The sequence below is a fragment of the Micromonospora haikouensis genome (assembly GCF_900091595.1).
Classification (GTDB): domain Bacteria; phylum Actinomycetota; class Actinomycetes; order Mycobacteriales; family Micromonosporaceae; genus Micromonospora; species Micromonospora haikouensis.
In genome coordinates, this window is the sequence record NZ_FMCW01000052.1 from 1 (window position 1) to 13,679 (window position 13,679).

At 74.3% G+C, this 13,679-nt stretch carries 11 protein-coding genes; 1 reads left to right on the forward strand and 10 read right to left on the reverse strand.

Annotated features, from left to right (window positions below; genetic code table 11):
* Nucleotides 1–247 (reverse strand): pentapeptide repeat-containing protein (locus GA0070558_RS35090; RefSeq protein WP_369523398.1); only part of this gene is annotated, 247 nt, incomplete at its 3' end.
* A 248-nt stretch (nucleotides 248–495) separates the two neighbouring features.
* Here GA0070558_RS35090 and GA0070558_RS35095 point away from each other — a divergent pair.
* On the forward strand, nucleotides 496–660 hold the full coding sequence (locus GA0070558_RS35095; RefSeq protein ID WP_369523399.1) for a hypothetical protein: 165 nt from the start codon (nucleotides 496–498) through the stop codon (nucleotides 658–660).
* Between the two features lie 1,166 nt (nucleotides 661–1,826).
* Here the strand turns inward: GA0070558_RS35095 and GA0070558_RS30965 are convergent.
* The 9 genes from GA0070558_RS30965 to GA0070558_RS31005 all read right to left on the reverse strand — a co-directional run bounded on the left by GA0070558_RS30965 (nucleotide 1,827) and on the right by GA0070558_RS31005 (nucleotide 13,676).
* Nucleotides 1,827–2,888, reverse strand: a complete 1,062-nt coding sequence (locus tag GA0070558_RS30965; protein WP_091286642.1) for a coiled-coil domain-containing protein — start codon at nucleotides 2,886–2,888, stop codon at nucleotides 1,827–1,829.
* A gap of 176 nt (nucleotides 2,889–3,064) precedes the next feature.
* Nucleotides 3,065–4,846, reverse strand: coding sequence for a hypothetical protein (locus GA0070558_RS30970; protein ID WP_256092228.1), 1,782 nt, complete (start codon nucleotides 4,844–4,846; stop codon nucleotides 3,065–3,067).
* An 876-nt stretch (nucleotides 4,847–5,722) separates the two neighbouring features.
* Nucleotides 5,723–5,977 (reverse strand): hypothetical protein, encoded by a 255-nt coding sequence (locus tag GA0070558_RS30975; RefSeq protein ID WP_091286647.1) that lies wholly within the window; start codon nucleotides 5,975–5,977, stop codon nucleotides 5,723–5,725.
* Between the two features lie 2 nt (nucleotides 5,978–5,979).
* Nucleotides 5,980–6,723 carry a Pycsar system effector family protein gene (locus GA0070558_RS30980; protein ID WP_091286561.1) on the reverse strand — a complete coding sequence of 248 codons (744 nt, stop codon included), beginning with the start codon at nucleotides 6,721–6,723 and terminating at the stop codon, nucleotides 5,980–5,982.
* A gap of 85 nt (nucleotides 6,724–6,808) precedes the next feature.
* Nucleotides 6,809–7,237, reverse strand: coding sequence for a hypothetical protein (locus GA0070558_RS30985; protein WP_091286565.1), 429 nt, complete (start codon nucleotides 7,235–7,237; stop codon nucleotides 6,809–6,811).
* Nucleotides 7,238–7,284: 47 nt separating this feature from the next.
* Nucleotides 7,285–9,711, reverse strand: a complete 2,427-nt coding sequence (locus GA0070558_RS30990; protein ID WP_091286570.1) for a DNA translocase FtsK — start codon at nucleotides 9,709–9,711, stop codon at nucleotides 7,285–7,287.
* Between the two features lie 95 nt (nucleotides 9,712–9,806).
* Nucleotides 9,807–11,756 carry an ATP-binding protein gene (locus GA0070558_RS30995; RefSeq protein ID WP_091286574.1) on the reverse strand — a complete coding sequence of 650 codons (1,950 nt, stop codon included), beginning with the start codon at nucleotides 11,754–11,756 and terminating at the stop codon, nucleotides 9,807–9,809.
* A 91-nt stretch (nucleotides 11,757–11,847) separates the two neighbouring features.
* The gene (locus tag GA0070558_RS31000) at nucleotides 11,848–13,242 is read right to left on the reverse strand and encodes a hypothetical protein (RefSeq protein ID WP_091286612.1); all 1,395 of its coding nucleotides are present in this window, start codon (nucleotides 13,240–13,242) and stop codon (nucleotides 11,848–11,850) included.
* Entirely contained in the window at nucleotides 13,239–13,676 is a 438-nt protein-coding gene (locus GA0070558_RS31005) for a hypothetical protein (RefSeq protein ID WP_091286615.1), read from the reverse strand. Before GA0070558_RS31005 ends, GA0070558_RS31000 begins: the two co-directional genes overlap by 4 nt.
* Between the last annotated feature and the right edge of the window lie 3 nt (nucleotides 13,677–13,679).

The following is a 13,679-nucleotide window of genomic DNA, read 5'->3' on the forward strand; positions in this document are numbered from 1 at the left end:
TCGCCCCGCCGAACCTGGCCTCGCCGCTGAAGTGGGTTTTGGTGAAGGTGGCGTTGTGGAGGTGGCAGCCGGTGAGGTCGACGTCGATGAGGACGGCTTCGGTGAGGTCGAGGGTCACCGCCGCGCCCCAGTACAAGGGGTGGGGTTCGCCTTCTGGGGTTGCTGGTCGCAGGTGGCGGGCCAGGATGCGTTGGGCGGCGAGGCGGACCTGGCGTTCCTCCCGGAGATCTACGGCTTGGCTTGTCATCGTCACCAGTGACGGCCGGTGGTTCGGCTGAAGCGGCCCCGTCCGTAGGTGGCAGGGTGGCGGGATTGGGGGTGGGCTGGTCGTCGGGTGGGGTGTAGGGCATGCGCAGGTAGGCGCAGATCACCTCGACGATGCTCTGCCGGTGGATGGGGTTGTCTTGGGCGAGGCGTTCCAGGGCGTACAGGCCGGCGAGGCGGACCGGGGCCTTGTCCGCACCGAGCTGGTCGGCGGCCTTGACGTACAGCTCGGTGACGCGTTTCTCGCCGGCGTCGTACTCGGTGGCCTGCTGGGTGCGCTCGGCCAACTGCTGCCGGCGGAAGGCCAGCAGCAGCGCGAATGCGGCGGTGACCGCCGCGCCGATGGTCAAGCCGGTGCGGATGGACTCGATCCGCACCTTCGCCCGCTCCACCTGATCGCCCACGGCCGGCACCGAGCCCTGCAACCAGGTGACTGCGGCCCAGGTGATCACTCCGACCAGGACCACCCCGACCGGGATCACCCACGACCGCAGAGGCCGCACCTGCCGATCCGGCGGCGTCGGCGCAGCAGACACTTCATGCTCTACGCCGTCGCGTCGCCACAGCAGCACTCCGGCGACCAGCACCGCCAGGCCCACCGCCACCGGCACCAGCACCGGCCACCCGGAAGCCAGGACAGCCCACCACGGCCGGGGAACCAGCATCAGCGCGACCGTCAGCAGGACCACTCCGCCGACCGCTATCAAAGCGACACTCAACCGTCTCGTCGTCACACTGTGGAATCGTGCCCGTACACGACAACCCGCGTCGTGCCCGTCGACGGGCACCGGGGCGCGGCCGGTGTGCAGCGGCAGCGGAGCGACCGGACGCGCGCCCCTGTCGACCGGCACGAGCGGCCCGCCCCGGGCTGCCTTGAAGACGTACAGAAACTTTGAACCAACTCGCCCGGCGGCACCCGGCGGCGGGGCTCGCCTGAGGGTTTCGGCAGCCTCCCTGAGGATGCCCGGGGTTGGCACGTCTTGTGGGTTGGCGGGTGGCCGGTTTGGCGGGTGGCCCCGGGGTCGGCGTTTCCACGGCCTACTTCAGGGGGTGCCGCCCTCGGTTCCGCGTGCGCCCGCGCGTGGGTGAGCTCTCGAAACTCCGGAAACCCAGGCCCGAAGTTTCCGGATCCGGACGGACAGCGGGCACCCAACCGTCCCGGTGGCCACCAGAGCACCCCGGCAGGGGGGCCGCCCCCGTCGGGACGGCCCGCGTGAGCCCCGACAGCCCGCGTACGCGCGTTTTTTGGGCCGTGAACGTTCACGCGCCCCCGGGCGGTCGCGCGCACGCGCGTTTTGTGCTGTGACCGGTCAGGTCACCGGGGGCGGGGGAGCGCGGGGCGGTCGCGCGTGCGTTTTGTGGTTCGCACGTGCGAACGGCCGCGCGTGCGCGTGGACGCCTCGCGTAACTCGCGCTCGACGAGCTGCGGCCCCCGACGGGTTCCCTCGCGGGGCTGTCGGGGGCCGCCGTACGTGGCGTGGTGGCGCGGGGTCAGTCGTCGTCCAGGTGCCGGTTGCGGTTGCCAGCCGGGCCGATGAGGACGACCAGCTTCGGGTCGGCGGTCACCGCGGCTCGCCCGATCGGTCGGTGCGGTCGGCGTCGCGCTGGGCCATCAGCTCGTTGACGCGGGCCTCGGCGCGGTCGGCCCGGCCGGTGGCGGCCTCGGCGGCGGCTTCGGCGCGGCCTTGGGCTTCGCGGGCGGCCTGGGCGGTCTGTTCGGCGGCGCGGCGCTCGTCGCGGTCCTGGTCGGCCTGCCGGCGTAGCGCGGCCAGTTCGGCGCGCGCGGCGGCCAGCTCGGCGTCGGCTTCGTGGCGGGCCGTCTCGGACTCGGTGAGGGCGGTCCGGGCGGTGTCGCGTTCTGCGGTGACCGCCGTCAGGGTCTCCTGCGCCCGTTCGGCGCGTTGCTCGGCGGCGGCGCGGGCCTTGTCGGCCTGGCGGGCCTCGGCCTGGGCGTCCTTGACCTCGCGGCGCAGGGTCTTGACCTGGTCGGTGAGGTGGGCGGCGCGCTGCTCGGCGGCTTCCCGGCGGCCGGTCTCGGTGATGACGGCCTGGGCGCGTTCGCCGGCGGCGGCCTCGGCGCGGCCTTGGGCCTCGCGGGCGTCGGCCACCTGCCGCCACGCGGTGGTGGTGCGCCGTTCGGCGTCGGCCTCGGCGTCGCGGGCCCGCCGCTCCGCGACCCGCTGTGCTTCCTTCGCGGTGGCCGCCGCGGCGGTGGCGGTACGGGCGTCGCGGACGGCGCGGTCGCGGTCGTCCTCGGCGGCCTGGGCGCGCTCGACGGCGGCCACCGCCGCCGCCTCGGCCGTCTCGACCCGGGACAACGCCGAGGTGTCCACGGCCCGCATCGCCTCGACCACGACGGCCAGCTCCCCGGCGAGGGCTTCCACGGCCGGCAGGACCCGGCCGGTCGCCTCCCGGTACGCGGTCAGCGGCACGTCCAGGCCGGCGGCGAGCTCGGCCTGCCGCTGCTCCGCGAACGCCTGCCGACAGTTGCGGCCGTCGTGACGGCGTTCGTCGTCCGGGCAGAACTCCGGCGGCCGGCCCTTCCCCGAGTAGGTCAGGGGCCGCTGGTCGTACTTGCAGGTCGGCTGCACCCGGGAAGGGCCCGCCGTCGTCGTCTCCGTCATGGCCACCATCCTATCCGACTTTCCATTTCTAAGAACGGGAAACACTTATCCAATTCCAAGAAAGTCGAAACTATCTGATCTTGGTTGGGTGAGATCACGAAAAGTGGCCCCTGAGATCGACGGAGAGTCGATTTCAAGGGCCGGGCGGCACTTGAGGTACCGGGGCGGGGTGCGAATCAGGGGCGCGGGGCTTGTGGGAGGCCGCCGCCGGGCTGCGCCACGACGGGCCACACGCACTCGCCCCCGCCGACGGCGGCCGGGCCGTCGAGCAGGGCGGCGCGGTCGGCGCGGCGCAGGTGCCCCGGAGTGCGGGCGCGGATCGCTGCCAGGGCGGCCTCGGCTGCCGCGCTACGCCCGCCCGGCCGCACGGCCGCCTGGTCCCGCTCGACCTCGGCGGTGCGGGCCTGGTCGCGGCGCTCGCGCTGCACGGCGGCCTGCATCGCGGCCAGGACCCGCTGGTGGCGGGTGTGCCGGGCCGCCGGGTGCGGCGGGGTGTGCGGCCCGGTCAGCGCGTCCTCCAGCACCGCCCGCAGGTAGGCCAGGGGGTCGCGGGGCTCGACCAGCAGCGGCCGGGACCGGGCCCGGCGTACCCAGGCGTCCAGGGCCTGGGCCGTCCAGTCCGGACCGAGGGCGGCGCCCAGCGTCGCGGCGACCCGGGCAAGCGGCACGCCGGCCAGCCACGCCCACTGGCCCTGAACGGCCCGTGCGAGCTCGTACGCCCACCCGGCCCACTGCGGACGCGCACGCCCGGCTCGTGGCCCGGCAGTCACCGTCTGGGCCGGCCTAGGACGCTGTGCACGCCGCGACCCGGCACACCCCGACCAACCCGGCCGACCCTCGGTAGTCGATGAGCGCGAAGCGCGCTTGTCCCGCCGGCCCTGCCGGCCCCCCGACGTAGGCGGAGCGATCGGCGGTGAGAACACCAAACCCCGGTACGAACAGGAACTTAAGTACTCACCTTGAGACACCATGTGGGGGGGGAACAAATTACCGCCATCGATGAACGCCCGGACCGTGCCCCGGACCCGCTCCACGCTGACCGTCACCGCCGCCCGCAGCTCGACACGACGGGCCGCCTCCGGCCGCTCCACCCAGCCGCCGGCGCGGGCGCGCAGCTCGTCGAGGTGCTCCTGCGCGGCGGCCAGGAGGGCGGCGGCGTGCTCGACCAGGTCCGCCAACACCGCGAGGGCGGCCGGCACGTAGCCGGCCCGGCCGGCGACGTCACCGCGGTGCAGCGGCACCAGGTCGTAACAGGCCCGGTCCTGCGCCCGGCCCGTCTCGACCCGCTCGGCCAGGGACAGCCGCCGGCCGGCCTCGGTCCGTACCGCCCACTGCAGGGCGGTCGCCCGCGACCAGGCCGCGGTGACCGCCCGCTCCGTACAACCCGCCAGCTCCGCGCTACGCGCCCGACCCGGCATCGCCCGCCGCCCAGACCGCCAATCCGCGTCAACCGCCAGCACGCCGGCGACCCGCGCCAGCGCACCCGGACGACCCCGCGCCGTCGACCGGGCCGCCGCATCACGAGCCAGCAGGTCCGCCAGCAGCTCCACCGCGCGGGAGCGGCCCGACCCGGCCGGGTAGCCGTCAACGGCCGCGCGCAACCGGGCCACCCACGCGGCCAGCTCGTCAACGCGCCCCTCCGCCTCGGTGACCTCCGCGAGCAGGGCGAAGCGCTCCGCGACCCGGGCGGCCTCGGCGGCGTCGACGGCCTCCTGGGCGGCGCGGGCCGCCGCGAGGTGCGACCACCCGCACAGCCAGCACTCCGGCACCGGATGAGCCGATCCGCACGCCCCGCAGCCCTCGGGCACGTCAACGTCCAAGCGCTCGCGCAGCACGGCCACCAGACGGCGCCGCTCGCCGGCCGCCGCCCGGTCCTGCCGCCCCCGCCAGCACGACTGGCACAGCGGATCCGTCCCGGCCCCCTCGCGGGAGACGCCCAGCCGGTTTACGCCGGCCACCGCGCACTGCACACAGGCGGTCTGCTGCCCGGTCGGGTACACCGGCCGGGCAGCAGACCGCGCCGGCACACCGATACGCAGCTGCCCCGACCGATCGGCCTCAAGAAGCGGGCGCTCGTCGACCAGGTGCGCCCGGCACCCGGACCGGCCCGGCACCACCGGCACCGGACGGCCACCCGCGTAACACGACGGGCACCAACCCAGCCCGACCAGACGCGCGGAATCCAGAACAGCGGTCACCGGCCCACCACCAGCACAGCGGCGGCAGACGGGGTGGCGATGCAAGCCTGCCTGTGGCCGATGGTCTCGACTGGCTGCGCCGGCGGGCACCGGTGAGTTGCCGCCATCATGGGGCGCACCGTCGTAGACCGGCCAGGCTTACGTCCTGGGCATCGACCGGACGTGGCTGAACAGCGCGAAGGTGAGATGAGGCTGGGCGCGAGCAAGCGTCACCGCGACACGCGGACACCGTGTCTTGAGACAAGAGTGCACCCAGCCCGGAGGTGGGTGCTATGGTGTCCTCCGAGCTTGTTGGAGCCTCAGACCCTTCTCGCGGCCAAACGATTCGGGGTCTGGGGCTCTCTTGCTGTCTGCAGTTAGGGGTTGAGCGAGGGCGCTCCCTCACGATCGAAGTCGGGGTGTGACCCCGAGCCGGGGCCAAGTTGTAACCCGTGGATCTTACGGTGACTCTGCCATCGGCTGGGGCACCGCCACGCACCGAAACCGGCGATCCTGGCCAGTCCTGTGTGGACCTCGCCGTGAAATAGGTACATACCGGGGCGAGCCTGGCGGCCTTGCGTGCTAAGGAAATCCGAAGGTGCGCATTCGAATGGGCGGCCCGGTCAATTGGGCCGCCCATTCGTACGTATTGAATGGTCACGCGGGCAGGTGAATGGTGTCGCAGTGGACGGCGGTGCCGTCTCCGTCGTGGACGTACAGCTCGCCGTAGCGGTCGTCGGGGCCGTCGACGGCGGCGAGCAGCCGCACGGCCTGGTGGCAGGCGGCGTCGACGTCGGCGGCGACGAAGTAGGTGACGCTCTGTGGGTTGTCGACGTCGGGGTCGGTGACGACGTCGAGGCGGTACTCGTCGGCCGTGGCGGCGATGGTGGTCTCGAACGGGCGGTGGGTCATGGTCACCACGCGCCGATCGCCAGGGCGGCGGTCAGGGCCGCGCCGGTGTACCCGGCCAGCAGCAGCGGCACCGCGCGGCTGATCGCCTGGTACTTGGCGCGGGTGGAGCGGCTGAGCCACCACAGTTCCCGAGCCTTGGCGAGGGCGGTCAGTTGCGGGACCTGGTCGGCGTCACCGGCGACGATGCGGGCGAGCACGCCCTGGGCGTCGTCGGCGGCGGCGTAGGCGACGAACCCGAAGTCCCCGCCGAGGCGAGGTCGGGAGGCGAGCAGGAGCAGCACCACGGCGGTCAGCACCACCGCGGCGGTGGCCGCGCCGGCCGCGAGCGCGGCGGTGGGGAGGTGGCCGCCGGCTCCGGCGCCGCCGAGCACGGCCAGGCCGGCGCCGAGCAGCACCCCGGCCATCTGCAGGTAGCCGCCGGCCTTGGGGTCGATACGGGCGAGCTCGGCGCGGACGGTGGTGATCTCGGCGTCCAGGAAGGCCGGTACGGTGCCCCGGCCGCACGTCGAGGCGTGCGCCCCGGCACGGGCCAGGATCTCCAGCTCGCTGAAGTCGCGGTCCTCCGCGCCGCAGCCGGTGCAGCGGGACGTGCTGTCGGCGAGGCCGGGGGCGATCGTCACCAGCACCGCGTACGCGCCGGCGGTCGGGATGGTGAAGTGGCTGCGGGGTCCGCCTTTGGCGCGCGGCTCGTAGGTGCTGGCGTAGGCCGCGCCGAGGTAGGTCGGGTCACCCGGATCGGGCACCATGTGGGTAGCTCCTGTCGTCTGTCGTGGATGGGGGAGTGGCGGGCGGCCCCGGCTTTCTCAGGGCGTGGGGGCCGCCCGCGCGGCGTTAGCAGCTGGCGTAGGTGGGGGAGTCCGGGCGCGGGTACGCCTCGGCGCGGCAGGAGCGGTCGTAGCCGCACCAGTCCCAGACGGCCATGCCGGGGCGCAGCGGGGCGGTGCGCTCGTCGTCGACGATCTGCTCGGCGTCGGCGGTCCAGTCGATGCCGGTGGCGATCGCGGCGACAGCGGCCTGGTCGGCGTGGCGGGCGCACAGCCACCGGGCGATGGCCAGGCCGCTGGGCAGATGAGTCAGGCTGTAGCGACCATCGAGTCGCAGGCCGTCGTCGCCGATGGTGACGTTGATGGCCAGGCCCGAAGCGACCGGCCAGCCGGTGACGATCACCTGGCTGACGCGGGGCTCGTTAACGGCGTCGGTGTCGGTCAGGTGCAGCCGCACCGGGATCGTCGGCGCGGCGGTGCTCGTGGTCGTGGTCATGAGATCCCTCCTGGGAAGTGCTATCGGCGGAGAAGCGAGAAGGGGCGTCAGCGGCGGGTGCCGCTGCGCGGGAACGGCAGCACCGTGGCGTTGGTGCGGTCGTCCGGGTCGGTGGGGTGCTCGCCGCCGAGGGCGGTGAGCAGGCCGGGCAGCTCGTCGGGCTTCACGAGGACCTCGCGGGCCTTGGAGCCCTCGGAGGGGCCGACCACACGCATCTGGTCCAGCTGGTCCATGAGGCGGCCGGCCTTGGCAAAGCCGATGCGCAGCTTGCGTTGCAGCATCGAGGTGGATCCGAACTGGCTGGTGACGATCAGCTCGGCGGCCTCGCGCAGCAGGGCCCGCTCGGCGTCATCGAGCCCGTCGACCACCGCGGCATCGACAGCCGGGGCCTTCGCGGCCGGTGCCAGGGCGGCGGCAGGCGCGGCGGGGGCGGGCTGCCCGCCGGCGTCATCGGCCTGGCCACGCCAGTGCTCGACGACAGCGGTGACCTCGGCGTCGGACACCCAGGCCCCCTGGATCCGAACCGGGGTCGACGCGCCCATGGGCAGGAACAGTCCGTCGCCCTTGCCGAGCAGCTTTTCCGCGCCGGGCTGGTCGAGGATGACGCGGGAGTCGGTCAGAGAGCTGGTGGCGAACGCGAGCCGGGACGGCACATTGGCCTTGATCAGGCCGGTCACCACGTCCACGCTGGGCCGCTGGGTCGCCAGGACCAGGTGGATGCCGGCGGCACGGGCGAGCTGGGTGATCCGCACGACGGACTCTTCGACGTCGCGGGGGGCGACCATCATCAGGTCGGCCAGCTCGTCGACCACAACCACCAGGTACGGGTACGGCTCCAGAACCCGCTCGCTGCCGGCCGGGGCGGTGACCTCACCGGCGCGGACCTTGCGGTTGTACTCGTCGACGTGCCGGACGCCGTGGGCGGCCATGTCGTCGTAGCGCATGTCCATCTCCCGCACGACCCACTCCAGGGCGTCGGCGGCCTTACGCGGGTTGGTGACGATCGGGGTGACCAGGTGCGGGATCCCGGCGTAGGCAGTCAGCTCGACGCGCTTGGGGTCGATGAGCAGCAGCCGCACCTCGGCCGGCGTGGCCCGGGTCAGCAGGGACACCAGCAGGGTGTTGAGGCAGCCCGACTTCCCGGCGCCGGTGGCGCCACCCAGGAGCAGGTGTGGCATGGTCGCCAGGTTCGCGGTGATCGCCTTGCCGTCGATGTCCTTGCCCAAGCCGACCAGCAGCCGGTGCCCGTCGCGGGCGGCGCGGGAGCGGATGACGTCGCCGAGGGTCACGACTTCCCGGTCGGGGTTGGGGACCTCCACGCCGACGGCGCTCTTGCCTGGGATCGGGGACAGCAGCCGCACCTCGGGCTGGCCGACAACGTAGGCGAAGTTCCTCCCTAAGCCGATGACCTTCTCCACCTTCACCCCGGCGCCGATGGTGATCTCGTAGCGGGTGACGGTGGGCCCGCGGTGCGCGCCGGACACCTTGGCGTTGACCTTGAAGTCGTCCAGGACGCCCTGCAGGGCCTGCTTGACTGTGTCGGTGGCCGCGGTACGCCGCTGCGGTGGGTCACCGGCGGCCAGGAGGGCCAGCGTCGGCAGCTGGTAGCCGCCCGCCGTCACGGGTGCCGCAGCGGCCGTCACCGCGGCGATGGTGGTCGGGTCCGTGCTCTGGCGGCGTGGCAGCGGCGAGCGGGGCGCGGATTCCGCGGAATCGACCACCAGGGCCGGGCTGGCCGCCACTGCGGCGCTCGGGCGTGGGGCGGGCGACGCGTCGAGTTCGTCGGCCTGGTCGACGTCGTCGAACCCGTCGAAGTCCTCGTCGACGGGCAGAGCGGGGCGGCGGCGGACGGCGGCGAGGGCGGTCACCACGGCGACCGGGGTGATGCCGGTGGCGGCGGTCAGGCCGGCGGCGATCAGGCCGAGCAGGAGCGGCGTCGCGCCCCACACGCTGAACACGGCGTCGAGCGCGCCGGTGGCCCGGCCAAGCAGCCCGCCGGTGCCGGTGGCGGCCAGGTCGAGCAGCCCGGCGAGGCCGGCGGCGGTCAGCAGCGTGCCGGCGGCTTGGGCGAGGATCCGCACGGTGTGGGTGCCGGCGGGGTGGCGCATGGACTGCACGGCGAGCCAGATCAGCGGCAGCGGCGCGAGGACGGCGAGGCGGCCGAGCAGCCCTCCGGTGATGGCGGCCGGGATGTGCAGGAGCTGGCCGGGCAGGCCGGCGGGGTGGGTCCACACGGCGGCGGCGGTGACGACGCCGGTGAGCAGCAGGGCGAGGCCGGCGTGGTCGTGACCGGGCAGGTCCAGGCCGGGGGTGCGGTGCGGGCTGGGCAGCTTGCGGGCGAGCTGGCCGGCGCCGCGTGCGGTGCGGTGCCAGGTGGCGCGGGTGGCCAGGCCGCACCAGCGGGCGAACGCGGCGGCGTGGTCGACCTCGGCCTGCTTCTTCGTGCGGCGGGGGCGGCGGGCGGTGCTGGCCATCGGGGGTCTCCTTGTCCGGACCGGATGGGGGCGGGGGTGGGCTGTCGGCCTCCGCGAGAGCCGACTGCTGGCGCGGTCGGCTGTCACGGGGGCGGTCAGCCCGCGATGGTGAAGGGGCCGCCGCGCTGGGCGGGCGGGTTGATCCGGTGGGCGTCCTTGAGCCGGCCCAGCAGGGTGTAGAGCTGGGACTGGTTGACCGGGCAGTCGGGCCGGTCCAGCAGCGCCTGCGCGGAGGCCGGGCCGCGGCGCAGGCACGCCAGGACCCAGTCAGCGGGGGTGGCCGGCGCGACCTGCTCCACCACGGTGGTCGTGGTGCAGCGGCCGGTGCCGAACGCGGCGCGCAGCCGGTCCACCGCGCTGCCGCCGCCCGGGGTGGTGGCCGTGGCCGTCTTGCCGGCGGTGGCGGGGGCGCGGTGGCCGGGCAGCACGATGGGGCTGGCCGGGTCGATCTCGGGCACGTTCCAGCGCACCGGCACGCGGGGTGCGGCGGCAGCGACGGCGTCCTCGTCGAGGTGCGGGACGCGGCAGAGCATGCCGACGCGGTTGCTGTGGCGCAGGTAGCCCATGCCGGCGGTGGTCTTGCCGTCGATCTCCGGCTCCAGCACGAACGGGTCGCCGACGAAGTCGTCCGGCAGGATCGTCGAGCCCGACCCACGGTTGGACAGGCGCAGCACCAGGGCGTTGCCGGCGACGAGGGCGTCACGCAGGCGGATCGACCCGCCGAGGGAGCGCATCTGCGGCAGTTGGGTGGCCAGGATGAGCCCGACGCCGGTCTTGCGCATCGTCTCGGCGGCCTGCTCCATCAGCGCGACCAGCGGCGTGTTCGGGATCAGGATCAGCTGGCACTCGTCGATAACCACGATGAAGGTGCGCAGGCCGAGGGCCTTGACCCGGGGGTCGTTCTCGTCGAAGGCCTGCACGCCGGCGTCGGCGAGCAGTTGGGAGCGGCGCATCACCTCGGCGTGCACCCGGCGGCCCAGCAGCGCGGTCGCCTCGACGCCGGGGTGGTACTCCACCACGTTCTTCCACGCCGGCAGTGACTGGCCGTTCTGCGGGTCGCCGACAGCGACCTGGGCGCCGCCGTCGAGCAGGTTGGCGATCAGCGCGCCCAGCGCGCGGGACTTGCCGGTGCCGATGGACCCGACGACCAGGCCACCGACGACCCCGAAGCCGGGCCGGGACACCACCCAGTGGCCGGGGGAGCCGTCGGTGAACCGGACCAGTTCCAGCCGGCCGTTGGCGTAGGTGGGGCCGGTCCAGGGCACGCCGTCGGCGATGTGGGACCGCTCGACGAGGATGACCCGCAGGCGGGCGGTCTTGCCGGTGGAGCGCCAGCCGACCGCGCCCTCGTTGAGGTCCAGGGCGACCTCGACGTCCGGGCCGGACTTGAACAGGGGGCCGGGCTTGGTGCCGGGAGACAGGCGCACCAAAGCCTCGGTGACCCCGGGCCGGGGCTCGATGGCCTTGACCAGGGTGGTGCCGGTGCAGACGCCCTGCCCGACCACCTCGGTCTGCCAGCGCTGCTCCCAGTGCGCGGTCAGCGGGTCGGCCACCTCCACCGGCTCGTCGACCACGGCCGGGGACGGCTGCGGCTCGGGCTCCGGCGGGCTCTGGCGCAGGTGGTACCACCAGGGCCAGCCCAGCACCACGCCGGCCAGGGTCGGCAGGGCGATCGTGAGGGTGGGGTGCGCGGCGAGGGCGGCGGGTCCGCCGGCCGCGACCGTGGCCACGGCGGACCCGCCGAGCACGACCGCGATCGCGGCCCGCCAGGCCCGCACCGTGCGGGACCGGGCCCGCCAGCTCACCGCCGTGGCGGCGATGGCCAGGGCGAGGATCGCCACGCTCTGCCAGGACAGACCCAGCGGGCCGGCCACCCAGGCCACGGCCAGTTCGGCGGCGACCCAGTAGACCGGCAGCAGCCGCCGCCAGCTGCGCTTGACCAGCCAGGCCACCGCGTAGGCGGTGACGGCGAGCAGGGCGGTCAGGGCGCGGCCGAGCGCGGCGGCCCGGTCGGCACGGATCTCGGAGGCGGTCCGGGTCGACATCGCTGGTCTCCTCTACGGGTGCTGGCGAGAGCGGGGGGTGAGGGGGTGGGCCCCGGGGCGACGCTGCGCCCCGGGGCCCGGGGTGGGATCGTCAGCCGACCAGGACTTCGCTGGTGGCGAGGTTGCCGCCGGTGTCGGAGACCGCGTCGGCGACCGCGCCGTCGTGGCTGTTGAAGTCGGACAGGGCGGCCTGCAGCTCCTCCTGGGCGGTGTTCAGCGCGGCGTGGGCGGCGGCGAACTGCTCGCCCGCGTCGCGCAGGTGGCCGACGGTCGAGGCGGCCATCTTCAGGCCCTCGTACCGGTCGGCGGCCTCGGTCAGGACCGCGCTGAACGCGGCGAGTTCCTCGGCTCCGGACCCGGCGGCCTCGGCGGCCTGGGTGAACGCGGCGCGGATCTCCTCCGGACCAGTGGCTTCCAGGTTCACGGTCATCTCCCTCAGTTGCTCGGTGGTGCTGGTCGGTCCGGCCGCCGGGTTGGCGGTCGGGTGGTGCTGGTTGTCCCCGGCGTCGCCGCCGGTGGTCTTGTGGTCGTCACAGAACGGGCCGTCCGGGCCGCCGCCGGGGTTGTCGCACCACTGCGGCTGCCCGTCGCGGACCTCCCGGTGGGCGCACCGGGCGTAGGCGTCGTCCCGGCTGGGCGGCCCGGCCGGCGTCGCGGCGTCCGTGCTCGTCTCGGCGGTGGCGCAGACGTGCCAGGCCCCGGACTCCTCGGCGTCCTCAAGCGAGGCGAACGAGCCCCCGGACCGCTCTCCGCACCGGTTGCACCGCCACTCAAAGCGCGGCGGCCGGCACCGGGGGCAGCCCGGCGTCTGGCAGTAGGAGTGCTCGTCGGTGTGGACCACCGAGGACGCCGGCTCCCGCGACCGGTCGTCCGCCTCGGTCCGGCCGGCGAGCTGCTGCGGGACCGGCTGTTGCGTGTCCTGGGCGCCGCCGGGGATCACCCGCAGCGCCGGCCGACGCGGCTCCTGCTCACCGTCGTCAGCGGTGGGGACGGACGATTCGGCGGAATCACGGGTGGGTTCGGGCTGCCCGGTGTACTGGTCGGGGTGCTCGGTGCGGGTGTGGTCGCGGCCGGCGCCCTGGGCGTTGGCCTCGATCCGGTACGGCCGGCTGGACCACCCGCACAGGTCGCAGTCGGCGTACCAGCGGTCGTCGTCGTCGACGTCGACCACGACGCCGTCGACAGCCTGGGCGCCGCGCTTGCGGGCGACCGCCCGGCGGCGGCGGGCGCGGGCCCGCTCGGTGGCGTCCTCGATGAGCCCGGCGAGGTAGCCGTCGGCGGCGGCGACCGTGCTGCCGGTCCGTCCCGCGCCGGCCGGGGCGCTCGCCCCGGCCGACCCGTCGGCCTTCTGCCCGGCTGCCTGCAGGCGGGCGCGGGCCTGCCGGCGCGGGGACTGCTTGCCCCTCACCGCGTAGGCGGCGTCCTCCAGCAGCAGCACGGCGATCTTCGCCACCGCCAGGTACACCAGGATGTCGAAAAAGATCACTGGACCACGTCCTGGATGGTCGCGCCGAGACCGCCCACGACGATCGGCAGCAGCAGGGCGCAGGCCAGCGCGATGTGGGCCAGCTTGGTCTTGCCGCCCCCACCGCCGCCCTTGCCCGCCACGCCCTTGCCGCCGGCCTTGCCGCTGCCCTTGCCGCGCAGGAACACAGCCACGACGATCGCCAGCCCCAACCCGATGGCGGTGGGGATGGACACCGCGACCTGGTCGGCGTCCTGGCCGATCCAGTTGCCGATCGGCCCGGCGATCTTGTCGATGCCGGTGGCGAGCCACTTGTTGATCTGGGTGACGACGACGCCGGCGAGCAACGCGCCGACCACCAGGGCGACCACGACCCGCAGGCGGGGGGTGAAGTGGAAGACGATCGACAGGGCGATGTAGACGAGCCCGCCGAGCACGATCACTGCGCTGGTCATGAC

What these genes read in the sequence shown, in the direction of transcription:
- GA0070558_RS30965 (WP_091286642.1), bottom strand. Translation starts at nt 2,888, where the DNA reads ATGACGGAGACGACGACGGCGGGCCCTTCCCGGGTGCAGCCGACCTGC.
- GA0070558_RS30975 (WP_091286647.1), bottom strand. Translation starts at nt 5,977, where the DNA reads ATGACCCACCGCCCGTTCGAGACCACCATCGCCGCCACGGCCGACGAG.
- GA0070558_RS30980 (WP_091286561.1), bottom strand. Translation starts at nt 6,723, where the DNA reads ATGGTGCCCGATCCGGGTGACCCGACCTACCTCGGCGCGGCCTACGCC.
- GA0070558_RS30985 (WP_091286565.1), bottom strand. Translation starts at nt 7,237, where the DNA reads ATGACCACGACCACGAGCACCGCCGCGCCGACGATCCCGGTGCGGCTG.
- GA0070558_RS30990 (WP_091286570.1), bottom strand. Translation starts at nt 9,711, where the DNA reads ATGGCCAGCACCGCCCGCCGCCCCCGCCGCACGAAGAAGCAGGCCGAG.
- GA0070558_RS30995 (WP_091286574.1), bottom strand. Translation starts at nt 11,756, where the DNA reads ATGTCGACCCGGACCGCCTCCGAGATCCGTGCCGACCGGGCCGCCGCG.
- GA0070558_RS31005 (WP_091286615.1), bottom strand. Translation starts at nt 13,676, where the DNA reads ATGACCAGCGCAGTGATCGTGCTCGGCGGGCTCGTCTACATCGCCCTG.